Source organism: Desulfurococcus amylolyticus Z-533 (assembly GCF_000513855.1).
GTDB classification, from domain to species: Archaea; Thermoproteota; Thermoprotei_A; order Sulfolobales; family Desulfurococcaceae; genus Desulfurococcus; species Desulfurococcus amylolyticus.
This window is the reverse complement of the sequence record NZ_KI911318.1, coordinates 179,841-202,859: the sequence shown is the minus strand read 5'-3', so window position 1 is coordinate 202,859 and position 23,019 is coordinate 179,841. Positions and strand designations below refer to the sequence as shown.

Below are 23,019 nucleotides of genomic sequence, written 5' to 3'. Positions count from 1 at the left end.
ATATGAGCCTAGACGAGTTTATTGAGAAGACACCGGCAACCCTGGATAAAAACGACTCGCTCATAAATTATGTAAGACTCCTTAAGAAAACAGGAAACGATAAGGTAGTAATACTGGAGAATAAGAGGATTAATGAAAAGTATGTTAAAAACATTGCAGGAGTGGTCTCAAGTAGAGACGTAGTGGGGAAAATAGCCACCGAGAGGCTTAGACTCTCATCACCTGGCAGGCTAAGAGTATCAGGCTTCATGAGTATACAGCCGTTGATAGCTAGGCTAGATACACCTTTAAGCGATATAGTGAAAACCATGGCCTCGAAATCCATCGGGATACTGCCCATTGTAGGCAACGAAGGACTAGAGGGAGCTATCTACAGGTGGAGTCTGTTAAAGCTAGCCGAATCCATTACAGACCCGGTTTCGAAAATTGTAAAGAAGGACTACTTGAAGATCAGGGTAGACGATAGTCTTTTAATGCTTAGGCAGGGCATGTTGAACCGTGATGAAAGCTTCGCGGTAGTAGTGGGCGAGGACGGAAAGCCTATTGGGTACATAACCATAATGGATCTAGCATATGCTTTCACAACATTCATTGAGAACATTCCTGAAAAGCATAGAAAGGAGAGGATAGAGGAGCTAGTGGTAAGGGACTACTATAAAAGAAACCTGCCAGTGGTGAGCGAGGAAGCCGAGATATATAAGGCGGCACGAATACTTTACGGGGAGAAGACACGTGGCGTATTAGTATTAAATAATGAGGGTAAGGTAAGCGGCGTAGTAAGAGAGCATGATTTAATAGGTTATCTAGCCTTAACAATCCTGGGTATAACAAGATGAGCAGTGAGCAGAAATTCATCGTAGACGCTATGCTAGGCTCCCTGGCGAGATGGCTTAGAATACTGGGCTATGATACCGTTTACGGGAATAAAATGGAGGATTGGTTGATACTTAGGAGGGCGGAGCTAGAGGGTAGGATAATACTTACAAGAGATAGAAGCTTACATCATAAAGCATTGAAGAGGGGGTTGAAAAGTATTCTTCTACAGGATGAGAACCTAGCTGCCATGCTGGCCAGGATAGCGGGATTAACAGGCATAAGACTCTACGTGGACTATGAGAAGACAAGATGCCCCGAAGACAATACACTCTTAAGGAAAACAGATAAGAGTGAAGTAAAGGATAAGGTTCCTCCAAGAGTATACAGTATACATGAAGACTTCTGGATTTGCCCGCGCTGTGGTAAAGTATATTGGGTAGGAAACCACTGGAGAATGATTGAGATGATACTGAGTGATGCAAGGAAGAAGCTGAGCATGTTTCAAAAACAATTTGAGAAGGGGATGATTAGTGAACACAGTGCACCCTTCAGAGTTAACCTTTGAAGAAGGGGTTCTCCTAGTTAAGATAGCGAGGAAAGCAATAGAGGCATATGTGACAAAGGGGGAGCACATAGATGCTGCAAATTACGCTGTAATTAGTGAAAAACTAAGAAGACCAGGCATGACCTTCACCACTATAGAGAGGATTAATGCAGCCGGGAGAACATCTCTCCGGGGATGCATAGGATTCCTGGCTCCTGTCTATAGTTTAATAGAGTCAACCATCGAATCAGCTATTGAGGCAGCCGTAAATGATCCACGCTTTCCCCCACTTAGCCCGGATGAGCTAGGGGAGATAATAGTAGAGGTGACAGTGCTTTCCAACCCTGAATCAGTAGTTGTAGAGGATAGGTGGCAAATACCATCAATGATCATTATCGGGAAACACGGATTGGTAGCAGAAAAAGGCTGGTTTAAGGGAACACTACTCCCAGTTGTACCGGTGGAGTACTGCTGGGATGAAGAAACATTCCTTGCAGAAACATGCCTGAAAGCAGGGCTGAGGCCTGACTGCTGGCTTGATAAATCCACGAAAATATATATTTACGAAGGCAGAGTATTCAGAGAGAAAGCACCAGGTGGAGAAATATACGAGAGAGACATACATAGCGAGTATGAGGCCTCATGCAAGAAACCCAGGGATGCCCGGCCGTCTTGATACCTTTGAAACAAGGATTCAGGCCGGAACGATTTTCATGAATACTTTCAAATACTCCAGAGAGAAGTATGAAGTACCCTAGACCAAGGATCACCGCTACAAATGCTAATAAGAGATCTGTTGAGTTTCTTCTATTGATAGTGCGCAGGACGTAAATGTAAAGTAGCGTTAACAGGAGAAGCAAAGCCGCGTAGTGTAGGTATATTAAGAGCCTCTCGTAAAGGGGGAGAGCTACACCTATCCGGGTTGCCCCCTCGAAAACCGAATAAGGAAGATAGAAGAACTCATTCAAAATAGTTTTAATCCATGATGAAGTATAGTTCCACATGAACAGGTTATACACTATGTAAATAAGGTTTGCTACAGCTAATAATAAAAGGTATTGCGTTAACTTGGAAATCTCGATTCCATTGGAGTAATTCTTTGAAAGAAGGTATCCTATGAGTGTTAAAGCCGATAAGATTGCTAATAGGTAAATATTTGTCGCATAATGTGAGAAAACCATTGCAATAGCAACTATTGGTAAAACTTTCAATAGAGTGGTACTTCTCGCAAAGAGGATGTTGTAGAAGACTAACACGGTTAGTGTGGCAAACGGTGCCGCATAGGCTTCGCGAACCATTGAAGACCAGTATTGGGCATGTAAGCCTGTAAATAGGTATGCTACATATGTAAGTAGCAGGGTTACAGTAGTGCTGTTGACACCATGCTTCAACATCTGGCTCCTTATTGTGCCATACATGTATAAAAACACGCATAGGTTCAATACTACTGGGAGTACCGTGAGTATCGGTATGAGTTCTATGGATGAAACCATGTTGAGGACGGCCACCATTATGTGGAGCAGGGGGTACTGCAGATACTCTACATTATGGCCATTAATCCTCTCAAACATCAAATGATTGTATTTGAGGACTATCTTACTGGCACTAAGATCGTAACCTTCATCTCCCACCGCTAAGGCGTATCCTGCAAACAAGTTTGAAAACCTGGGTATAAGCTTAAGTATCATAATCAGATTCACAGCTAAGAAGAGTATTCCAAAAGCGCTATCTCCTTGATAAACAGACGATAACGCCAGAAGCACGAAGATGACAATGTAGGATAAGTATAACACATAAGCATACGACTCGTCACCAAAAGTGTAGGTAGAGACAAAAACGATGAGTGCTAACGCGAAAGATATTGCCAGTATTTCAATGGGCGATTTGGAGTTAAGCAACTTAGCTCCCTACGCTGTGAACGTAGTTAAATGCACGAAGATAGGACTTCACAGTGGAGTCCCACGATGGAATATTTTCAACCGAAAATTGACCCTTATTCGCATCGTGAAGAGCTAAGTACATTGTGCTAGCTAAATCATAAGAGAAATCGTAGTTATTTACATTAACTATATATTCTCTTAGACCTGCTAATGAGAGATATTCGGGGTTTCCACCAACGTTTGTTGCTACCACGGGCGTTCCGCATGCCAGCGATTCTGGGGTGATTAGAGGGCCTCCCTCCGAGTACGAGGGTACTACTGTTAGGTCTGCCGCGTTGTAGAGTAGGGGTAGTTTATCCTGCTCTATGTAGCCCAGGAACCCCACGTTGCTCTCGAGCCCGAGGCTTTTAACCACCGCCTCAACGTACTCCCTGTAGCTTCTAGGGCCCACCCTACCGGCTACTAGGAGAGTTGTATCCCCTCCGTGAACCCTCTCCGCCATCGCAAGCGCTTTTATAAGCGTGTGGGTACCTTTTCCTCGGCCCGGGGTTCACGTGGCGGAGAGCTATCCGCCGGCGCGTCGAATATTGCGTAGTTCCAGGAAACGGCGTATGAAACGGCGACCGCTATCATGACGGCTGGGAGTAGCTGGACGCCGCCGGTCATCTCCACGGCCATGGCCACGGCCGACAGAGGGGTCTTCGTCGCGGCCGCCAGCATAGCCGCGACCCCTACGACCACGAGGGGCGTTACCTGGAGCGACGCACATGGGGCCGTGTAGTGTACTAGGAGCCACATGTCCACGCCGATGAACGCGCCGATGAAGATCGCCGGCGCGAACAGGCCGCCGCTCCCGCCGGACCCGACGGTAGCCGCCGTCGCCAGTATCTTGAGTACTGGGAGGAGAGCGAGGAGCGCTACAGTTGACAGACCCGGCGAATAGAGCTTGTCGAATTCGCCCGCCCCCGCCAGGCGCACCCACGCTAATGCCTCCCCGGCGACTTGAGGCGCCAGCAACGCTATCGAGCCGGCGACCGCCATACCGGCTACGGGCCTCACGTATCTCGCCCTCACCGCGCCGAACGCCCGGCGGGCCAGGCGGAGCGCCCCGACGTACGCTACCGCAGCAAGCCCGGCGACGAGGCCCAGAGCCGCGTAGACTGCGAAATCGGTAGGCCTAAGGGACCCCGCGTAGAGCCCCAGGAGGGGCGTGTAGCCGGTGAAGCCCCCGAAGACGGCGTAGCTTGCGGCCGACGCCACTAGGGCTGGGTACACCACTCTCGCCTCGAAGCCCCCTCTCCGGAGGACCTCCGCGGCCAGCAACGCGCCCCCTAGAGGCGTCTTGAAGATGGCCCCGATTCCGGCCCCCATGCCCGCGGCCACCATGACCTTCCGGTCCTCCGGCGATAGTTTGAGTATGTCGGAGATAAAGGAGCTGAGGCTAGCCGAGTACTGCGCGGCAGGCCCTTCGGCGCCCCCGCTACCTCCCGAGCCTAGAGTCAGCGCCGTCGCCACGATCTTGACAGGCGCGACTCTCCATCTGATCCTCCCCTGAAGCTCGTGGTAGGCTCTAATAACGAAATCCGTGCCGGAGCCCTCGGTCTCGGGGGCTAGGGAGTACATGACCAGGGAGGCCAGGGCGCCCCCCAGCGCGGCCGAGGCAGGCAGGAGGTAATACCTACTCGCGCTAGGCCAGGTGTCAGGTGTCGAGAAGCCGACGAGGCCCACTAGGAAAACCCCCTCGAAGAACTTCAACACGTAGTAGAAGGCCAAGTCGGCTAGGCCGGTCGCAACGCCGACCAACAGGCCTAGGACCAGCCACCTTACGAGGTAGCGCACGCCGCCTAGATAGGTAGCCAGGCGGGCCATCGGAGGTAGGGGGACCGATCTATTAAAGTATCTGCAACGATAACTCCATGGACGCCGGCATAGCTTGGTATGCAGGGGCCGTGCTTAACGTGGTAGTCCTTGCCTATGTAGACCCCGCACCAGTACTTCCCTAGGATTGGCAGTGGTTTCTCGAATAGCGGTCTTATTAAGTATCTATAGAGTTTCACGTGGGGGCTACCCTCTGGCATACGATACCGACGCTCTCCATCTCCATCCTCACTTTACTCGACACGCCCACGACGATATCATACATACCGTAAACAATCCTGCCGTAGAGCCTAGCCGGGGAAACTCCTCTTATACTCCGTGACGGCGTTACCGTGGTTCACAGAGATCTTAACAGCCCTAGAGATTAGCGGTATGGCCCCATCAGCGATAACCATATCAGCGCCTATGCCCCCTAAAATCCTAGGGCCCCCGATTAGATGCCTCACCGTCGTCTCTAGAGGGGTTTCGCGTGGCACGTAGTCCTGGATACCGTCTACGCTCCTTGACGTCGGTGTATGTTGGATCGCTAGAGAGTGGCAGCTCCGTGGTAGTATAGCTAGCCGCGTTAGGTGCTTCACGACTTCCTCTGCTTCCTCCACACTAGCTCCTTGGTCCAGAGGTTCCTTACCATCGCTACTACTAGGAAGGCTTGTGTCGCAACCCACGCCCTGTAGGGCTTGTAGAGGAGTAGCAGTGCCCCCAGCGCCAGCGCGGCCGCGGGGAGCACCATGCCCGCGGCCGCCGAGGCCGCGAGCAGCGCCGCTGCCAGGAGTAGCAGCCAGGGGTTCACCAGGTGGAGGTAGGCCTCCGCTAGGAGCACCGCCTTGAAGCGTCGCGGGGCCCTCGAGCCCCTCAGCCGCCTCAACGCCTTGGCGAAGCTCTGCACCAGGTGCTGGGCCCTCCTGGTCCTCCAGGCCGCGTAGCCCCTCCTCGGGACGTACTCCACGCAGGCGAGGCCCTCGGGGGTTATAGCCCTCAGCCCCATGAGGGCGGCCGCTACCGCCGTGTAGCTGTCGTCCGTGCCGACATCCGTGGAGAACCCGCCGATCTCCTCGAGGAACCCCCTCTTGAACGCCGCCAGCTCCCCGTGGAAGACGGGGGTTGACCAGGCCTTGCTCTCCGCGAGCCTGACGGTGTTGTAGAAGCCCCTGTAGGCCTCCTCCACCCCCGGCACCTTGAGGCAGGAAACCACGGCCACCCTCTCGTCCGATAGCCACTTCACGGCCTCGCTCAGAGCGCTCCTCGGCCAGAGGGAGTCCGCGTCCGTCACCACCACGACCTCGCCCCTCGCCCGCCTCAGAGCCTCGTTGAGGGCGGGGGCCTTCCCCCTCCTGGCGGGCTCGACTACCACCTCCACCCTCAGGTCCCCGTGCCTCCCAGCCCACTCCCTAGCTGCCTCCGCAGTCCCGTCGCCGCTAGCGCCGTCGACCACCAACACCTCCAGCAGCTCCCTCGGGTAGTCCTGCTCGTAGACGTTCTCCAGCTTGCCCTCTATCAGCTCCCTCTCCATGTACGTCGGGACGATGACCGTCACCCGGGGCCTGTAGCCCGGGTCGAGCCTCAGGTCCCAGGGGCGGCCGAGCCACCTCGCCTTCAGGTAGGCGTAGTAGGCCAGAGGGAAGGCGAAGTGAGCCAGGGAGAGGGTCAGGCCCGCCGCGCCGAGGGCGTCCACCAGCCCCATGGACTCCCGCGGGCTACCCCTCGCCCCCGCCTCCCTCAGCGTCCTCCCCGTGCTCCTCGTTGGGGGCCTCCAGCTCCACCACCTCCCCGCGCCTCACTGCCTCTGCCACCTCCTCGATCGACGGCAGCCTGCCGGTTGCCCGCCTCGGGGCTAGCACCCTGAAGCCCCTCTCCCTCAGGAGGCTGAATGCGCCGGGGCCCACCTCGCTGACTACGACCGCGTCGACGCCCCTCCTCGCCAGCTCCTCGACTATGGCCCTAGCCCTCCCGTACCCCTCCCTCCCCAGCCCAGGGTTCTCGAAGACCTCGACCACCCTGTAGCCCCCCTCGCCGACCTCCACCACCGCGAAGTGCCTCGCTCTCCCGAAGTGCGGGGACAGGAGCAGCCCCCTGCCTGTCTTGACTACAGGCGAGGCGAACCTCATACCCCTACCCGTAGAACCTGTAGACGGTGGGTAGGTTGAGGTAGAATATGCCCAGGGTGAGCAGCCTCGAGGCCTTGGACACCAGCTCCCCCAGCCTGCCCCAGCCCTCGGCCAGGGCGACTATGGCCCCGTAGAAGAGGGCCCTACCCCTGAGCGTGTAGAGCTCTATCTCGAGGAAGACCTCCCTCAGGACCGCCCTGAGCGTGGGGGACTTGACCACCCCCCACCTCCTCAGGGCTAGTAGGAGGCCCCGGCTAGCCGCCGGCAGCCTCCTCCAGGCGCCGTGGCGGAGGGCCTTCCTGAAGTACTTCTCGACCACGGAGCCGTCCACTCTCTCCGGCAGCAGCACCCTCGCCACCACCTCTCTAGCCCTATACTCGACCTCCCTACTGAGGCCCTCGACCGCCCTCTTCAGAAGGCCCTCCGCCACGAGTGTCATGAGGGACACCAGGCAAGATACCTTGATGGAGGCGGCGAGATAAAAAGCTTTCACTGGAAGCGGGGGCTCCCTTACTTTCGCCCCACCGGCCCCCTCAACAGCCGGCCCTAGGGTAGGGTGGTCTAGTGGAGGAGTTCGTCGCCGCCTCTCTAGCCCTCCTCGCTACGCTCGCGGGCTTCGGGCTCGTGCTGGCCTCGGTCATCAACGCCGAGGGGGCTCTCAGCGGGGTGGAGTACCAGTGCGGGAGGCTCGCCTACGTGGCCTACAGCGGCGGCTACGTGTACGCCTACTACCAGGGATGCCCAGTCGCGCTGAAGAGCGGGGTTGAGGCCTACGTCAACGGGTCGTGGACGCTCGTGGACAGGCTGGTGGACGGGGCGCTCGTGAGGGCCCCCAGTAGCGACGGGAGGCTCGTGCTCGAGACGAGTAGGGGGGCCCTGGTGGCGTCGCCTTGAGAGCGGTCAGCGCTGTGGTGGGCCTCTACCTCGCCCTCATAGCGATGGTGGTCGTGGGCCTGGCGGTGGCCGGTAAGCTGTGGGAGTTCTCGAACGCCTTCGACTACGCCGCCAGCAGAACGGGGGACGCGCTGGGGGAGGCCTCGAGCCCGCCCCTTATGACGCTCGCCCTGTCCGGGGACACCCTCTACCTGAACGTCACGCCCCTCAGGCCCTTCACCCTCAAGTACCTCTTACTGGAGTACCCGAACGGGACCGTGGACGTGAGGGAGCTGGACCTGCCGGTCCTCAACTCGACGCTGCTACCCCTTGTACGCGGCTACAGCGGGGAGGTTTTCAGGCCCGTCCTGGTGACGGGGAACGGCGTCACCTACGCCTACACGCCCGGTAGAGACCCCCTACTCGCCTCCCTCGACCCTGCCCTGGCGGGGAAGGCGTTCATAGACCGGGACGTCGTGGACTCCCTGAGGGGCGCGGCCCCCCTGGTGAGGGCCACCGCGGGCCTCAGAGAAGTCTACGACCCCCTGAGCAACTCGCCCCTGCTGGTACTCTCGGGCTCCAGCCCCCTCAACTACACGAGAGTTAAGCTCGGCACGGAGCTGACCTTGGAACTGACTATAAGAGGCCAGCCTAGCCGGCCCTACGCCTGCCCCGCAGTGTACTTCGACACCGGCGGCTGGGTAGTCATCCCCTGCTCCCTCCAGGAGGCCGGCTTCTTCGACAAGGTCTTCTACTACAAGAGGCTGGACCTGGGGGGCTACCCCGTCGACCTCTACATAGAGGTCTACGGCCTCAGCAAGGGCTACGTGTACTACTGGTACCCCAGCCTGGAGTCGGGCACAACAATACCCCTGGCGTCCTTCTACGTGGCCCTCAGGTTCAAGCCTGCCGGCCCCTACGCACTGCTACTCAACGGGACCGCCTCTGTCGAGGTCCGCTTACCCGGTATAGTCTTCCCTCCGAAACCCACTGTGACCGTCCCCTTCTACGTCCCCGGCACTAACGTCTGCGACGCTGTGCTAGACGACTACCTCGGCCCCTCCACCCTCGTCCCCCTAATACTAGCCCCCTACTCCACCTTCACCTCGAACGCCAGCTTCATCGCCTACGTGGTCAAGACAGGGGTTATTGGGGGCTTCAACTCCACCAGGATTTACTCCTTCACCAACGCGACCGTGGTATCCGCGCTCTCGGACGGGCCCTTCTACGCGGCTAACGCGGCGGGTGTCTTCACCACGAGCGACTACCTTGTAGTCCTAGCGGCGGGCACCTACTTGTTCCCACCGCTCACAGACCCGGTGTCCGTAGCCAGCGTAGCCGTGACCCTCGCGCTCGACACCCTCACCGTGGCCCCGCCCCCCTACGTCGCCGCCCCCGTCCCCGAGTCCTTCAACGCGACCTTAGAGAGGCTCGTCGACTACAACCCCCCACCCCTCCTCCAGAATAAAATAATGCCCCTATCTCCTATAAGCAATATCTTATAATCCACTATCTATGCGCTTGAGACAAAATAACTAAACCGAATAACAGGGTATTGCACATTTAACCCATGGACTTAAATGCTTTTGAATTTTCCATTGGCGATGAACCATAGTACAGTGGGGTATCTATCCACACACGAAAACCCCGCGGCGTTGGACTCAACAGGGCTCCATGAACCCATGGGGTGAGCTAGGGATCCCTCTAGGCGATGCAGAACCCCCTAGGCGCAACCATGAAATTATATAAAGTGATTGGAGTAAACACCTAGGAAGAAACGGTTAATGCTTCATCAATCAACCGGATAATCCAGGAGAAGCCCCTAAGAAATAATGCGAATCACTCGATAATTATAATATTGGTTAAATCCGCTTTGAACTCATACTCCTGGGTTCGCAAGTCTCTAGTCCGGGTGGGATTAATCGCGGTACCGGGTACCCGTCTTTGAATGCTACATGCTATGATGTTTTTCCAGCCATAAGGGAATACTGGTTTGAGTCAACAGTGTTTAAACCATGTGTCAAGATGGGTATCCACCACGATACTAATTGATCAGGTATATTTATGAAAATCAATCCTCAAATACACTGTTTACAAGCAAGTCCTTTTAAGCTTCGACGAGACAGATTATTTAAATGGTGCCGGATTTGAAGCGCATCTCCATTGAGGATTTATTAGCGATACCATTTGATGTCGTAGCTAGATCGATAGCAGATTTTATTGAGAAATATTTCAATGATTCTGGAGCAAAGAAAGCCATTATTGGTTTAAGCGGTGGACTTGACTCGTCTGTAACACTGAGGCTACTTGTTGACGCGGTTGGATCGGACCGGGTTATCGGAGTCATAATGCCTGATACAAGGGTGACACCTACCGAAGACGTAGATGATGCAGTGGAATTATCAAGAGATCTCGGCGTGGAATACATGATCATACCAATCGATGACGTGGTCAACTCTTATAGAGTTATACCAGGCTTCGATGTAAACGAAAAATTAAGCACCGGGAATCTGAGAGCCAGGATTAGGATGAATATTTTATACTATTTAGCAAACAAGTTGAATGGTGTGGTGATCGGCACAGGGGATAGAAGCGAGATTCTCCTAGGGTACTTCACAAAATACGGTGATGGAGGCGTGGACGTATTGCCCATTGCATGCCTATACAAGACACAGGTCAGGGAGATGAGTAGATATCTTGGGCTACCTGTAAGAATAACCAGTAAGCCGAGCTCACCGAGACTATGGAGGGATCATCTGGCTGAAGAGGAACTGGGTTTATCATATAACATGGTAGACCTAGTATTCTACTCGTTGATCGATAAGGGGTTAAGCACGGAAGAAGCCGTTGATGCGACCGGCCTACCCCTTAACGTGTTTGAAAAAGTTCTAACGCTACATAGGAGAAGCCGGCATAAGAGGAGGCTACCGCCCATACCTAGTCTACCATGGCTTCCCCAACCAATTAGAGAGATCTAACCTTAATGATTACATCGAGAAACGATTGTTTAACCTCTATGTAAGAGTTTTCAAACACTAGCCTTGCATTCAATGGATGAGTGCTTAGACTTATTATAGATCTAGTGTTCTCGAGCCTCACAACCACTTCGGAGCCACGGTATTTTCCAATGCCCGTAGATATTGCGATGTCCCGTTGCATTCCACGGATATCTATTGAGTTAACAGTCCCAGTTAATTCAACTCCATTGTCTACGAAAAGGATGTTTTCCTCTAATAAGACCCTTGGATCGGTATCAGCTGTGAGAACCCCTTCTATTTTATCCCTAGTTAAAACTATTTCCCCGGTGAAAACTCCCTTCAAAACTATCTGGGGGGCTGAGTAGGCTCTCCCATTTACATCAACAACATCGTTCCTGAGAATAATACGGGTAGTCATGCCACCTACACCTAAAATCCCGGGATAAACTACTAAGTTCTTAGGAGTATAGAGGCTTTTAATCATATATAAAACAGTAGTTTTCGGGGTTACACTTCGAGTTATCATTCCTCAGCCTTTAACCACCTTAGCCGCTAAGTATGATGCTGCACCGTATAATGCTCCACTTAACGCTATGGCCGCTATAACCACTACTGCCTCGTTAACTGGGTAGATATCACCGAATAACAGGGCGTCTAGAATAAATGCTGGTACCGCTGGTAAAGCCCCTGCTAGGCATGCCTGCAGCAAACCATATCTTCTATATATAAAGGCTGCATATGATGCCTCGCTAAATACTCCCTGCGCTATACCATATATAGCATTCGTTAACCCGCCTGGAGTAGGTATTATTGATTCTAGTAATGCTGGAAGGAACTCGCCTAGTAGCGCGCTCCCTGGTTTACGGATTAGAGATGCCGCCAGGGGGGCCGGCATAAACCATAATCCATATGTGATTAATCTAGCCACGATGGGCCCGCCAATGGCTTTTATAAGATAATATACATCCCACCATACGTAGAAGAGGACGCTATATATGGCTGCGATAACGCCGAGTAATAATACATCCACTATTGTATATTTTTTCACTACCTGATCCATCTATATCACCATGTATTAATATCTATATTTATATCATGGTTATTAAATATTCAATTACTATGTTATCAAAACCAATCATATAAAGCAACTACATGGGGTATTTAAATAATGATAACGCTATTGTAGGACACACGGGGCGTGTACAATGTTCTTCAGCGATGCACACCTACATTCGAACCCTGTTAAAGGCCTTGGGGCTGGCAGGATCTCAGCGAAGTTCCGCAAGGAGGGTGGCTGGTTTATAGCACTCGTAGCTCTTCCCCCACATTACTATGGCATAAAGGAGATCAATATAGAGTCATATAGAAGAGTACTTGAGATACTAAACAGGGAGGCGAAAGCAGCGGCTGAGAATGGGGTGAAAGTAGCTAGACTTATGGGTTTCCACCCTGCTGAAGTAGATGAATACTATAAGCAAGGCATTAAAGGTAGACGCCTCTACGAGCTTGCTGAGAAGGTTTTAAACCTGATAGAGGATGCCTTAAAGAATGGTCTTCTCGACGGGATTGGTGAAGTCGGTAGGCAACACTATGGGACAAGCGTGGAGAGAGTTGTTGTCTCCGAGGCAATAATGATTAAGGCACTGGAAATAGCTAGAAACTATGATGCAGTAGTGCATCTACACTTAGAGCAAGGTGGGTGGATCACAGCATACTCCATTAGGAAGCTGATGGACTTAACCGGGTTTAAACACGGTAAGATGATACTCCACCACTCAGCAATAGACACAGCTGTATCGGCTGAAGAACTCGGGCTAGGATACACTATACCCATAAAGAGCTTTAATAAGGAAGCTATCTCCCTGAAGCTTTCCAATGCCATGATAGAATCGGACTTTATAGATGATCCAGGAAGACCCGGTGTGGCATCATATCCCTGGGAAATACCTAGAGTCATAAGAAACTACTTGGAGGATAACCTGGTTGATGAAGAGTATGTTTATAGAGTAATGGTTGATAACATATCGAAATACTATGGTGTTTCACCGTAAGAGGAGACGAATATTTCAAGGGAAACTAGGTGAGGAAGATGAAGTGTGAGATATGTGGTGAGAAGGAGGCATTGTATAAATGTAATCTCTGTGGTAGAAGAGTGTGTGAGGACGACTTTGACTCGGCGAAGAAGACATGTAAAATATGCAGCGAGGCATTATGCGAGATTTGCGGTCAACAACTATCTATCGGGTACTGTAAGTATTGTGGAAGGATTGGCTGCGAGGACTGCCTTATACAGGTCTCTCCTGTAGAATACATCTGCAAAGACTGCGCCACAAAGTATCATTTAAAGCTTAAAATAGATAATTGAATACCATGTGGAGAAACTGAGGGGTGCTTATGGATAAGACCGGGAAGTTTTCATGGAGCATTATGAATAGGTTTCTCTCGCTGCTTCCCTCAATGGATCCAGACCTAGTAATAGGCCCGATGCAGGGCGAAGACGCTGCCGTCATCAGATTTAAAGATGGTTTTCTCGTGACACACGTAGACCCCATAACCACTGGAGTGAAAAAAGCCGGTTATCTAGCCGTGCACGTAGCAAGCAACGATATAGCTGTTAGAGGAGTGACCCCGAAATGGTTTATGCCAGTAGTATTAATCCCAAGGCATTATAGTGTTGAGGAGGCGGAGGAATTGTTCAGTGATATGGGGAAAGCACTAAGCGAGATACGTGGTGTAGCTATAGGGGGTCATACAGAGGTCACGCCGGGATTAGATAGACCGATAATAGCGATGACTGTGATAGGGTACACTAATGGAAGGGTAATTTCCACGAGAGACGCTGGGGAAGGAGACTACGTGGTTGTAATCGGGAGGATAGGGGGTGAGGGTGCAGGAGTTATTGCATGGGACTTCGGGGATAAATTACTGGGAAAAGTTCCGAGAGATGTTATCGAACATGCACGCAGCTTCATCTACGATGTAAGTATTGTTAAGACAGCTTTAGCTATAAAAGATTACGTGAACACTATGCATGATGCTACAGAGGGAGGTATATTACAAGCCCTTAGGGAAGTAGCATCCGCCAGCAAGAAAGACATCGTAGTCTTAGACAAGGCATTCTACATCGATGAGGAGGTTAAAAGAATAACGAGCGCTGTCAACGTAGACCCGCTTAGATTACTGAGTAGTGGATGTATCGTTGCAACAGTTGCCCCTGGCTACTTAGACAGCTTGTTAAATGAGTTAAAGAAGCATGGTATCAGGCACAGTGTGGTGGGACGGGTTACCAGAGGGGAAGGAAGGGTCATAATTAAGGGAGATAGCGGGGAAACCATTACTATTATAGACTCCGATATTACTGATGAAATTTATAAGCTGTGGAATAAATGAGTCTGAGACTTGGTGGATGCAATGAGTACTACACCGCCAACTATTGAAGGAGTAGTTAGAACACTTACAATGCTCTCACAAAACATTAAGTCCCAAGTTATTGAAAGACATGAGTTAGACTCGAAATCCATCACCCTAATCTCGAGGCTAAGGAAGATAGTTGACGATGTCGCTGTGTGGCTTGATCAAGTGGATAAAAGACTGAAAGCCGAGGATGTAAAGAGGGGGGTTACCAGGCTGGCATCATATACCTATCTTATAATAGGTAAAAGCGAAATAGTGGTTATGCGGAGTAAGCCAGAATATATTATTGTATCGGTAAACCTGGAGAAAAACTCGATAAGCATAAAGACAAGAAACACGATTCTATTAATAGAGCCTGGTAGAATATACATGCGTGTAAAGGGGGTAAGTGTTGAGATCGATCCATTAAAGGCAGAGGATTATATATCAAAGAGAGATGAACTAGTAAATGCCCTAAGAGTACTCGGAAAAAACATAGACCTTAAAGTATCACAGTTAATTGAACAGTATGTAAGTAAAAAAGCCAGCTAGCTGCTCTTTACGCTTTCTCCCTCTGGAACGATAGTCTTCGGTAGCTCCGCGAACTTCTCCTTCATCTTCTGCTCTGCTACGATCTTCGCCTCCTCTAATACCTTCTTCGCCTCGCTGTCCATACCTACTCCTATATCCGTGGTTAAGTCTACGATTCCAGCGCCTACGGCTGTCTCTAGTTCCCTCACAGCGTACTGTAGGTCGATCCATATATCTGGTGCCACACCCCTCAATATGTTCACCGCTTCCTTCATAACACCAAGTACCGGTGCAACCTCATTCACAGCGCCACCATATATTATGAATGTCTCAAGCTTTAACGCGGCATGCTCTAATGCGTACTGTACGGTGAGTAATTGCTTACTGACCTTCCTTATTTCAGCTACCTCCTTGGCGTACATTTTAGCCCTTAACTCGTCTTTCCTCGTAAGTGATTCAACTATCATTTCAAATAATTCACGGTCTCTTTCAGAGAGTTTTTCAAGGTAGTTGTTTATCCTACCTATCGCAGTCTTTATTCTGTACTGGGCGATTATAGCCTTCTTCTCAACTGGGTCCTTATCATTTGTGAACAATTTCCTTAATTTCTCCCCAACAGTTTCCTCTCTTCTATAGCTCATTAGATATCCCCATCACGCTTATGCACAATTATTTATTTTTAAACCCTGGGATCCCTTGTAACAAAAGAGGCATGTCCGATTTTCCCGGTGAAAACATTTATAAACAATGCATTCCTAGTGTTCTACTAGTTTCTATATTAGAGAGTGGTACCCGTGTCTACGGAAGAGTTGAAGAAATATATTACATGCCGGAGTAATTGTAGCCTAAGACACATAGAAGCACTCGCGATGATCGGGATTGTAATGAAGGCTGACATCCTGGACTGCGATAAAAAAGGTTTCAAGAAGCTCATCGCAACATTAATTGATGGAAGTAAAGTTGACTCTTCCTGCTTCTACAGTGAGGAAGTGGAACAATCACTTAGAATAATCAATATATATATAGGTTTCGCGAGATCCAGAGGTTCCTTAGGAAAGTTGACCATAGTTGATTCAACCATATATTCTTCATAGCCACCCCCACCAATCACCGAATTTAAGGATTTGAGGCTCGAACGAATTAATTTATCTCGTGATGAATGGTATTACCGGTGAGCCAAGCGATGAACGGGCCCCAGAGCTGATGACTTTAGAATCCTTCACCACGTTGAAACCCTCATCCCTGTATGATATGTAACCTCCCATCTACGACTCCATCAATTAGGAGTTGAAGCGCCTTAAAAGCATTCCTATACGCGTTACGGCCGATGGGAGACACCCCTACCCCAACAAACCCTATGCTTGATAACTCATTAACTAGGGACCCGAGTTCCTTACCTCCAACAATAGTTACTAATCCAGTTGTTTTCTCAATAAGTAGCCCCCCATACTTCTCTGCCGCCCTATGAATCGAGTTATATAGTGAGTTATACACTATGTATGCATCGTAGCTGCTGGAGAATAATGGTAGCTGTATTGATGCAACCCAGTACTCGTCTCTACTCCCTGCTTCCTCCTCAAACACGAACCTATGGCCTTTACTGAAATATATTGATGCACCCAGTAAAGCTGTTAACGGGTTCGAAGCCGTCACAGAGGCCATTTGAACCCCGTGCATGGTCTCCCTATCTAGTTCAATTAGTAATTCCCTATGTATGTCTTCACCTATTCCATTAGTTAACGCGATATATTCGCCAGTATCGAGGTTGAACACTATTCCCCCATAGGATTGGAGAACCCTATTAATAATGGAGTGAACATTGTAACCATATTCTAGTAGGTAACGGATTTTCTCGGAATACTTCTTATTGTTGAGGTATCTATTGAGCTCTCTGAGTTTTATAATAGTGTATCGAGGCATGACGCGTTCTCCCGTACTCTAGCTAAATTAATATAAATAGAGAATCGAATTATTAAAACGGTGCTTTAGTATGGGAGGCATATTCGGCGTAATATGTAGCACCACTATACCTAGAGGGCTCATAGTTACTGGGCTACGAAGGCTCCTTTATAGGGGATATAATGGCACCGGTGTTGTATTCCCCGTAGACAAGGGGCTTGAAATTAGGAAAGCCCCAGGACACTTGGACGATGTGGTTAAGCAAGTAGACCTGGAAAACATACCCTCCCGTATAGCGCTGGCCCATACCAGGTATGCAAGCCGTGGCTGGCCGGTTTATGAAAATACTCATCCATTAACCGATTGCAACGGGGGGATAGCTGTTGTTGGAGATGGCATAATAGACAACTATGAGGCATATAGGACAGAGCTTGAAAAAGAGGGGCATATATTAAGATCTAGAACCGATACAGAGATCGCGGCACACCTCCTCGAGAAATACTATACTATGGAGAAGGACCTACTAAGAGCTTTACTAAGGATAGGCAGTGAGTTGAAGGGTCTGTACTCATTAGCATTCCTCGTCTCCGGGGTGGATGGTATATTATTTATTCAGAATGGCCAACCCCTGGTCATAGGGATCGGTTCTCAATGCGTGTACCTCTCCAGTGATCTAACATCGCTTCACGGATTAGCGGACACAGCATACATCATTGAGGATGGAATGGCTGGATTAATCAGCTTAGAGAAACAAGTATTATATAGGATCTCGACAGGAGAACATGTGGATTTAGCTAGTCTACAGAGTAAGCGTGTTAAATATGGTATTGAATACGTGGAAAAAGCCGGCTTCCCACATTACATGCTGAAGGAGATATATGAGACCCCGGACGCTATCTATAGGACAACCATTGCAATAATGGATAAATACCTAAGGCTAGCCTCGATGATTATACATGGCGCTAGAGACGTCTATATAGTTGCGAACGGTTCAAGCCTCCATGCAGGATTGGTTGCCTCATACTATTTCGCCGAGCTAGCCGGTATCTCCATTACACCTGTCTCAGCGGCTGAGTTCCCCTACTCCATACTAGAGTCCATAACCACGGGCTCCGTTCTTATAGCAGTGAGCCAGAGCGGTGAGACGAGCGATGTAATAAATAGCGTTAAACTAGCTAAGCAACGGGGGGCCGTTATTATAGGGGTCACTAACAACGTTGGTTCACGCCTTGCGTTAGAATCAAACGTGTATCTACCAATAGGGGCAGGCCCCGAGATAGCTGTGCCGGCTACCAAGTCTTTCTCCTCAACAATAGCTGCATTATTACTACTGGCATCATACACTGGGATATTTAATGGAAGACAGAGCTTCAATGATTATAATACAATAATTAACGAGATTAGGAACACTAGTAAAGAGCTCAAGGAATTAATTACAAGGTTTGACTCTAGGATTACATCGATAGTGAATTCCCTCCCATTATTCTATAATGTATACGTTGCCGGAAGCGGTATCACATACCCTATAGCGCTGGAGGGCGCATTAAAGCTTAAAGAGGCAGCCCTAATACATGCAGAAGGAGTGCAGCTAGGCGAGTTGAGACACGGCCCTCTTACCCTGGTATCCCATGAATTCCCAGTGATACTAATCGAGCCCTTTGAAGAACCAGCGAAGCAACTCTATTTGAAAGTTGTAAAAGAGGTCCTCAACCGTGAAGCCATATTGTTCTCCATCAATATCAATGATGCCCCGTGTAAAAATATATGTGTAGAAGTGCCGGGTAAAAAATACCTATACCCTGTTATAGCGACAATACCACTTCAATTGTTCTCATACAGGATCGGTGTGAAGCTCGGAAGACCAATAGATCACCCACCAGGGCTGGCAAAGGCTATAACGACATAACTTTAATACTCCTTTCATTGCTCTCTCTTATTAATCGATGAAGGCAATGAGGTATCCTAGTCCAGGTTGAATAGTGATGAGGAATCTCCGGGACCGAGCCAGAATTTGAATAGGGTGGTTGAAATGGGTGCCAAGCTAGATCCATGGGGTCACTACGCTATAGAGGATTACAGGAAACTACTGGAGGAATTCGGTATTAGCCCGATCGATAAGATCCTGGGGCTACTGCCCCATAAACACAAGTACTTTGAGAGACTAGTCATATTCGGACACAGGGATTTCGACGTATGGCTTGAAGCACTTAAACGCGGTGAAAAAGTAGCTGTGCTCACCGGGTTCATGCCTAGTGGAAGACCCCACCTTGGGACAGCGATGGTTTATGAGGAATTAAAGTTCCTTCAATCCCTTGGAGCACATATAAAAATAGCTATAGCGGATGCCGAAGCATATATTGTGAGAAGAGAGGATAGGAGCGAGGTAATAAGAAGAGGAGTCGAATTTGTAGCTCACTCTATTGCATGGGGGATAAACCCGGATAACGCTGAATTCTACTATCAGACAGCTATGGATAATGAATACTATAGACTCATACAATTATTCTCCAGAAAGATCACTGCGGCTGAAATGGAGGCTATATACGGCGATATAAATCCTGGTAAAATTATGGCAGCGCTCACACAATCGGCAGATATACTGCATCTCCAATTAGATAAATATGGAGGTTACAAGTACATAGTGGTACCCGTTGGAGCCGATCAAGACCCACACCTGCGATTGACGAGGGATATAGCTGATAGATTTGAGCAGGAGTTTGGGTTGAAGAGGCCTAGCTCCATCTATCATAAGCTATTAAGGGGGTTGGATGGAAACAAAATGAGTAAAAGCCGTCCTGAATACGCTATACACCTCGACGATGATCCAGAGATAGCGGAAAAGAAGCTTGCGAACGCGTTAACCGGTGGAAGGGCTACAGCAGAGGAACAGAGAAGACTTGGGGGGGAGCCATGGAAGTGTAGCATATTCGAGCTCTACGTATATCATTTAATAGATGATGAAAAAGAATTGAAGGAGAGATATGATGAGTGTGTGAACGGTAAAATACTCTGTGGGCAATGTAAGAGAATAGCAGCTGAGAAGCTTAGAAAGCTACTTATAGAGCATCAGAAGAGATTCAAGGAAGTGATCACCAGTGGGATAGTGGAAAAAATATTGAAGAAGCCATCTTTTTAACCTACCTATAACTCCACCGCCTCATGTTATTGTGAAAGCTTACCGAGTATTTCATCCACTACTTCAAGGGGATTAGATGCCTTTGTTATAGCACCCCCCACCACTATGATGTCAACCCCTCTCGAAACCAGTTCTCTGACATCTCCAGGCTTTATCCCGCCGGCTACAGCTATTTTAGCCGAGATGCTTCTCCTTAGATTCTCTATTTCCTTAAGCATATGGGTTGCAGTTATACCCCTGGCTTTTTGAACACTTATACCTACATGATATAATACCACATCCACACCCAACCTATCCAACTCGATAGCCCTGTTAACAGGGGATGGATGACTTATGAGGTCGGCCACAACCAGCTTGCTACGGGACCTAGCAGTCTCAACCGCCTCCTTAACCACCTCGTCATCGGCTACACCTAGCACCGTGAAAGCGTCGCCGCCTGCATCAAGTACTATACCGCCCTCTATAGAGGGTACGTCAATGGTTTTAGTATCCACTAGTATGAAGCAGTTTGTCAGGTTCTTCAATGCTTTTACAGCTATCTTGCCCCACGCCTTCAATAGGGGTGTGCCTACTTCAAGCCATATATTTTTACACTGTACATGTGAAGCTATCTTGGTTGCTATGTCAACAGATTTCGTTAGCTCTGCTAGGTCAAGCGCGACTTGAAGTATTCTAGCCATATTGCATCACATGTCTTCTTATATCCCGGGTATAAATTATATTTTCGTAGATGATGCAGATGAGTCTGACCTCTTCCCTGCCCTGAAGGATGAGGCTTTCAAGGGAGAAATAGAAGCTGATGGGGGAGCAGGATATAACATTATCATATTTCAGGTTACCTGACTTCCTAGACCGGTTTATGGGAAAATACCCTGAGTATACTGGGAGCTACTTGATGATACAGGAGCCTAAGCTTATTATTGAAGTCCTTAATAAGAAATATGTGGGTGTATACATGGGCCAAATAAATTACGATGAGTTGCTGAAATATAGTGTGAAACTTGTTGAGGACAACTTGAAAACAGTATTTTCAAAACTAAGAGAAGAGGCATCCTCTGTTTCACCGCTTACATATGATATTATCGAGATAGCCTCGGATTACACTCTAAGAGGCGGTAAAAGGCTGAGGGCGTTTCTAGCTCTCGTGGGCTACTGGAGCAGGGAATGGGGAAGCGGTGATCTAGCAACTATAACAAATGTAATGAGTGGGATTGAGCTACTTCAAAGCTATCTCCTTATACACGATGATGTAATGGATAGGGATGAGCTCCGCCGGGGCGGTCCAACTGTACACGCATGGTTCAGGGATAAATGTCTAAAAGAGATGAAGGGAGACTGCGTACATTACGGTGATTCGCAAGCCATAACAGTTGGAGACTACTTGGAGGCGACAGCCGTTGAATATATTTCAAGAGCGAATTTACCTGGGGAAACATTAAGAAGGCTACTGGAAACATATAGTAGGGGGTTGAGGATGGTCGCCTATGGGCAATACCTAGACGTCCTGCTTTCCAATAAACCACTGGGCAACGTATCCGAGAGAGATGTACTATTAGTCCACACCCTTAAGACAGCCTCCTACACTATAGAACTACCCTTGCACTTAGGCGTGATAGCATCTGGGAAATACAGTGAGAAAATACTACGAGAGCTCACCTCCTACGCTATCCCAGCCGGTATAGCGTTCCAGCTGAGAGATGATATCATAGGCCTCTACGGTGACCCACGGCAGACAGGTAAACCCGTTGGAAGCGATGTCAGGGGTAAGAAAAAGACGCTCCTGGTAGTGAAGGCATACGAGCTCGGAGACCACGAGGTAAGGAGACGGCTAAGTGAGATATATGATGTGCTGAGAACAAATGAAGTAACCCAGGAACACGTAAAATTCATACAGGAGATAGTCCGTGAAACAGGCAGCCTGGAATATAATGAGGAGCTGATAAAGAAACATGTGGAAAACGCCCTGAAAGCACTCGAGGAATCCAAGGAAATATCAGCTCAAGCAGTCAACATATTAAAATGGCTCCTGGAAAAACTAGCGTACCGTGAAAAATAACACTACAACTCCACGGGTTTGTAAGTGTAAACATGTGGAACAACCAGCCGTCTCTCACTAGGTGCTTATTCCAAGTCATTTTATATAATTTCATGGATGCACCTAGGGGCTTCCACCTAGCCTAGAGAGCTCTTCAATCCCACCCCATAGGCTCATGGACGGATGCCGAGGTGAACTTAACACACTCCCTATCTAGATTTAGCCCGCCTAGGCCTGGAACAATGCCCCTATAGCCTCACCAAGCTGTTTCTGGTTTTATAATGGTTTGTAGTATTGGTGATAGTCTTCTGATATATTATTGCATACACACCTTTCCTATACTTTCTGTATATGATGTTTACACGGCGAACTATCGAAGGCTACAGGATCATCAAGAACCCGGAGCACTGGGTTCACGGAAAACAGGGATAGGGTAGCATGCATAAACCTATTCCTTAATTCAAGATGTGATGTCACCCTGAACGCCCTCAAGCCGTATGCAAGCCCAAAGGGGATACAGGGGGAACAAAAACGAGGGGATGAAACCAATTTAAATAAATTTATATAAACCTATGTGAGACCTGAACCCCCTGTATCCCTAGGCCTTCTCACTGGAAACAGTTTCTTCAACCTCCTCCGGAGGAAACACGTTTGTCCTCAGTAAGGTGTAACCGACTATAAATAGGGATGCTAGTAAAACGATTACAAAGAAATATACTGTGAGCTTTAATGTCAGAGCCTGGACTTGGTGTGTGGAGAAGAACAGTAAATAGGTGTAAATGACGCTGAAGACAAATGTGCTAAAAGTGATTATCAGCCCCATTATTTTCTTCCTACTCATAACTACCCCTCATACTAATTGAGACGCTGGTAGCATCACTTACCATGACTTTACCTGATAAATTATTAGAGAAGGAATTAAAAACCACTATCTCTTAAATCGAGGCCCAC

General features: G+C 49.2%; 27 protein-coding genes. 14 read left to right on the top strand and 13 right to left on the bottom strand.

Annotated features, from left to right (window positions below; genetic code table 11):
• Nucleotides 1-2 precede the first annotated feature (2 nt).
• The 3 genes from SPHMEL_RS01185 to SPHMEL_RS01175 are packed head-to-tail and all read left to right on the top strand — an operon-like array spanning nucleotide 3 to nucleotide 2,036.
• Nucleotides 3-836 (top strand): CBS domain-containing protein, encoded by an 834-nt coding sequence (locus SPHMEL_RS01185; protein WP_012609138.1) that lies wholly within the window; start codon nucleotides 3-5, stop codon nucleotides 834-836.
• Complete coding sequence (locus tag SPHMEL_RS01180; RefSeq protein ID WP_042666892.1) at nucleotides 833-1,381, top strand: Mut7-C RNAse domain-containing protein; 549 nt, start codon at nucleotides 833-835, stop codon at nucleotides 1,379-1,381. Before SPHMEL_RS01185 ends, SPHMEL_RS01180 begins: the two co-directional genes overlap by 4 nt.
• A complete protein-coding gene (locus SPHMEL_RS01175; protein ID WP_042666891.1) occupies nucleotides 1,347-2,036 on the top strand; it encodes a TIGR00296 family protein in 690 nt (229 codons plus the stop codon). Before SPHMEL_RS01180 ends, SPHMEL_RS01175 begins: the two co-directional genes overlap by 35 nt.
• On the opposite strand, the gene SPHMEL_RS01170 is transcribed toward SPHMEL_RS01175, so the two are convergent.
• From SPHMEL_RS01170 to SPHMEL_RS01135, 7 genes are all read right to left on the bottom strand, one after another.
• Entirely contained in the window at nucleotides 1,939-3,258 is a 1,320-nt protein-coding gene (locus SPHMEL_RS01170; protein WP_042666889.1) for a hypothetical protein, read from the bottom strand. The genes SPHMEL_RS01175 and SPHMEL_RS01170 overlap by 98 nt on opposite strands.
• 1 nt (nucleotide 3,259) lies before the next feature.
• A complete protein-coding gene (locus SPHMEL_RS01165; RefSeq protein WP_042666887.1) occupies nucleotides 3,260-3,742 on the bottom strand; it encodes a glycosyltransferase in 483 nt (160 codons plus the stop codon).
• An 11-nt stretch (nucleotides 3,743-3,753) separates the two neighbouring features.
• Nucleotides 3,754-5,043, bottom strand: coding sequence for a chloride channel protein (locus SPHMEL_RS01160; RefSeq protein ID WP_198011704.1), 1,290 nt, complete (start codon nucleotides 5,041-5,043; stop codon nucleotides 3,754-3,756).
• Nucleotides 5,044-5,408: 365 nt separating this feature from the next.
• On the bottom strand, nucleotides 5,409-5,717 hold the full coding sequence (locus tag SPHMEL_RS01150) for a hypothetical protein (protein WP_042666883.1): 309 nt from the start codon (nucleotides 5,715-5,717) through the stop codon (nucleotides 5,409-5,411).
• Nucleotides 5,693-6,799 carry a glycosyltransferase gene (locus SPHMEL_RS01145; protein ID WP_042666881.1) on the bottom strand — a complete coding sequence of 369 codons (1,107 nt, stop codon included), beginning with the start codon at nucleotides 6,797-6,799 and terminating at the stop codon, nucleotides 5,693-5,695. The genes SPHMEL_RS01150 and SPHMEL_RS01145 overlap by 25 nt, the downstream gene beginning before the upstream one ends.
• Nucleotides 6,800-6,812: 13 nt before the next feature.
• Complete coding sequence (locus tag SPHMEL_RS01140) at nucleotides 6,813-7,223, bottom strand: NifB/NifX family molybdenum-iron cluster-binding protein (protein WP_051400971.1); 411 nt, start codon at nucleotides 7,221-7,223, stop codon at nucleotides 6,813-6,815.
• Between the two features lie 4 nt (nucleotides 7,224-7,227).
• Nucleotides 7,228-7,662: a hypothetical protein gene (locus SPHMEL_RS01135; RefSeq protein WP_232216700.1), complete on the bottom strand. Its 435-nt coding sequence runs from the start codon at nucleotides 7,660-7,662 to the stop codon at nucleotides 7,228-7,230.
• A gap of 125 nt (nucleotides 7,663-7,787) precedes the next feature.
• Here SPHMEL_RS01135 and SPHMEL_RS01130 point away from each other — a divergent pair, with 125 nt between their 5' ends.
• The 3 genes from SPHMEL_RS01130 (at nucleotide 7,788) to SPHMEL_RS01120 (ending at nucleotide 11,074) form a co-directional block, all read left to right on the top strand.
• The gene (locus SPHMEL_RS01130) at nucleotides 7,788-8,117 is read left to right on the top strand and encodes a hypothetical protein (RefSeq protein ID WP_042666877.1); all 330 of its coding nucleotides are present in this window, start codon (nucleotides 7,788-7,790) and stop codon (nucleotides 8,115-8,117) included.
• Nucleotides 8,114-9,601 carry a hypothetical protein gene (locus SPHMEL_RS01125; protein WP_042666875.1) on the top strand — a complete coding sequence of 496 codons (1,488 nt, stop codon included), beginning with the start codon at nucleotides 8,114-8,116 and terminating at the stop codon, nucleotides 9,599-9,601. Before SPHMEL_RS01130 ends, SPHMEL_RS01125 begins: the two co-directional genes overlap by 4 nt.
• A gap of 630 nt (nucleotides 9,602-10,231) precedes the next feature.
• Entirely contained in the window at nucleotides 10,232-11,074 is an 843-nt protein-coding gene (locus tag SPHMEL_RS01120) for an NAD+ synthase (protein ID WP_042666874.1), read from the top strand.
• Here SPHMEL_RS01120 and SPHMEL_RS01115 read toward each other — a convergent pair.
• Nucleotides 11,061-11,492 carry a hypothetical protein gene (locus tag SPHMEL_RS01115; RefSeq protein ID WP_012609133.1) on the bottom strand — a complete coding sequence of 144 codons (432 nt, stop codon included), beginning with the start codon at nucleotides 11,490-11,492 and terminating at the stop codon, nucleotides 11,061-11,063. The genes SPHMEL_RS01120 and SPHMEL_RS01115 overlap by 14 nt on opposite strands.
• A gap of 111 nt (nucleotides 11,493-11,603) precedes the next feature.
• Nucleotides 11,604-12,134, bottom strand: a complete 531-nt coding sequence (locus SPHMEL_RS01110) for an ECF transporter S component (protein ID WP_012609132.1) — start codon at nucleotides 12,132-12,134, stop codon at nucleotides 11,604-11,606.
• A 145-nt stretch (nucleotides 12,135-12,279) separates the two neighbouring features.
• On the opposite strand from SPHMEL_RS01110, the gene SPHMEL_RS01105 reads away from it, so the two are divergent.
• The 4 genes from SPHMEL_RS01105 to SPHMEL_RS01090 are packed head-to-tail and all read left to right on the top strand — an operon-like array spanning nucleotide 12,280 to nucleotide 15,019.
• Entirely contained in the window at nucleotides 12,280-13,125 is an 846-nt protein-coding gene (locus tag SPHMEL_RS01105; RefSeq protein WP_042666872.1) for a TatD family hydrolase, read from the top strand.
• 38 nt (nucleotides 13,126-13,163) lie between these two features.
• Entirely contained in the window at nucleotides 13,164-13,439 is a 276-nt protein-coding gene (locus SPHMEL_RS01100) for a hypothetical protein (protein ID WP_042666871.1), read from the top strand.
• A gap of 29 nt (nucleotides 13,440-13,468) precedes the next feature.
• The gene (locus SPHMEL_RS01095) at nucleotides 13,469-14,464 is read left to right on the top strand and encodes an AIR synthase family protein (protein WP_042666870.1); all 996 of its coding nucleotides are present in this window, start codon (nucleotides 13,469-13,471) and stop codon (nucleotides 14,462-14,464) included.
• A gap of 21 nt (nucleotides 14,465-14,485) precedes the next feature.
• Nucleotides 14,486-15,019, top strand: coding sequence for a hypothetical protein (locus SPHMEL_RS01090; RefSeq protein ID WP_042666869.1), 534 nt, complete (start codon nucleotides 14,486-14,488; stop codon nucleotides 15,017-15,019).
• Here SPHMEL_RS01090 and SPHMEL_RS01085 read toward each other — a convergent pair.
• Nucleotides 15,016-15,639: a Snf7 family protein gene (locus tag SPHMEL_RS01085; RefSeq protein WP_012609128.1), complete on the bottom strand. Its 624-nt coding sequence runs from the start codon at nucleotides 15,637-15,639 to the stop codon at nucleotides 15,016-15,018. The genes SPHMEL_RS01090 and SPHMEL_RS01085 overlap by 4 nt on opposite strands.
• A 153-nt stretch (nucleotides 15,640-15,792) precedes the next feature.
• Between SPHMEL_RS01085 and SPHMEL_RS01080 the strand changes: the two genes are divergently transcribed.
• Complete coding sequence (locus SPHMEL_RS01080; RefSeq protein ID WP_042666868.1) at nucleotides 15,793-16,092, top strand: hypothetical protein; 300 nt, start codon at nucleotides 15,793-15,795, stop codon at nucleotides 16,090-16,092.
• Between the two features lie 142 nt (nucleotides 16,093-16,234).
• On the opposite strand, the gene SPHMEL_RS01075 is transcribed toward SPHMEL_RS01080, so the two are convergent.
• Entirely contained in the window at nucleotides 16,235-16,918 is a 684-nt protein-coding gene (locus tag SPHMEL_RS01075) for a GTP cyclohydrolase (protein ID WP_042666867.1), read from the bottom strand.
• A 70-nt stretch (nucleotides 16,919-16,988) separates the two neighbouring features.
• Between SPHMEL_RS01075 and glmS the strand changes: the two genes are divergently transcribed.
• Nucleotides 16,989-18,803 carry a glutamine--fructose-6-phosphate transaminase (isomerizing) gene (gene glmS, locus SPHMEL_RS01070; protein WP_042666865.1) on the top strand — a complete coding sequence of 605 codons (1,815 nt, stop codon included), beginning with the start codon at nucleotides 16,989-16,991 and terminating at the stop codon, nucleotides 18,801-18,803.
• A 123-nt stretch (nucleotides 18,804-18,926) separates the two neighbouring features.
• Complete coding sequence (locus SPHMEL_RS01065) at nucleotides 18,927-20,033, top strand: tryptophan--tRNA ligase (RefSeq protein ID WP_042666863.1); 1,107 nt, start codon at nucleotides 18,927-18,929, stop codon at nucleotides 20,031-20,033.
• Nucleotides 20,034-20,059: 26 nt separating this feature from the next.
• On the opposite strand, the gene SPHMEL_RS01060 is transcribed toward SPHMEL_RS01065, so the two are convergent.
• Nucleotides 20,060-20,713 (bottom strand): orotidine 5'-phosphate decarboxylase / HUMPS family protein, encoded by a 654-nt coding sequence (locus tag SPHMEL_RS01060; RefSeq protein WP_042666861.1) that lies wholly within the window; start codon nucleotides 20,711-20,713, stop codon nucleotides 20,060-20,062.
• Nucleotides 20,714-20,988: 275 nt separating this feature from the next.
• Here SPHMEL_RS01060 and SPHMEL_RS01055 point away from each other — a divergent pair, with 275 nt between their 5' ends.
• Nucleotides 20,989-22,089 (top strand): polyprenyl synthetase family protein, encoded by a 1,101-nt coding sequence (locus tag SPHMEL_RS01055; RefSeq protein ID WP_042667889.1) that lies wholly within the window; start codon nucleotides 20,989-20,991, stop codon nucleotides 22,087-22,089.
• Between the two features lie 577 nt (nucleotides 22,090-22,666).
• Here SPHMEL_RS01055 and SPHMEL_RS07470 read toward each other — a convergent pair.
• Complete coding sequence (locus SPHMEL_RS07470; protein WP_042666859.1) at nucleotides 22,667-22,909, bottom strand: hypothetical protein; 243 nt, start codon at nucleotides 22,907-22,909, stop codon at nucleotides 22,667-22,669.
• Nucleotides 22,910-23,019: the final 110 nt, after the last annotated feature.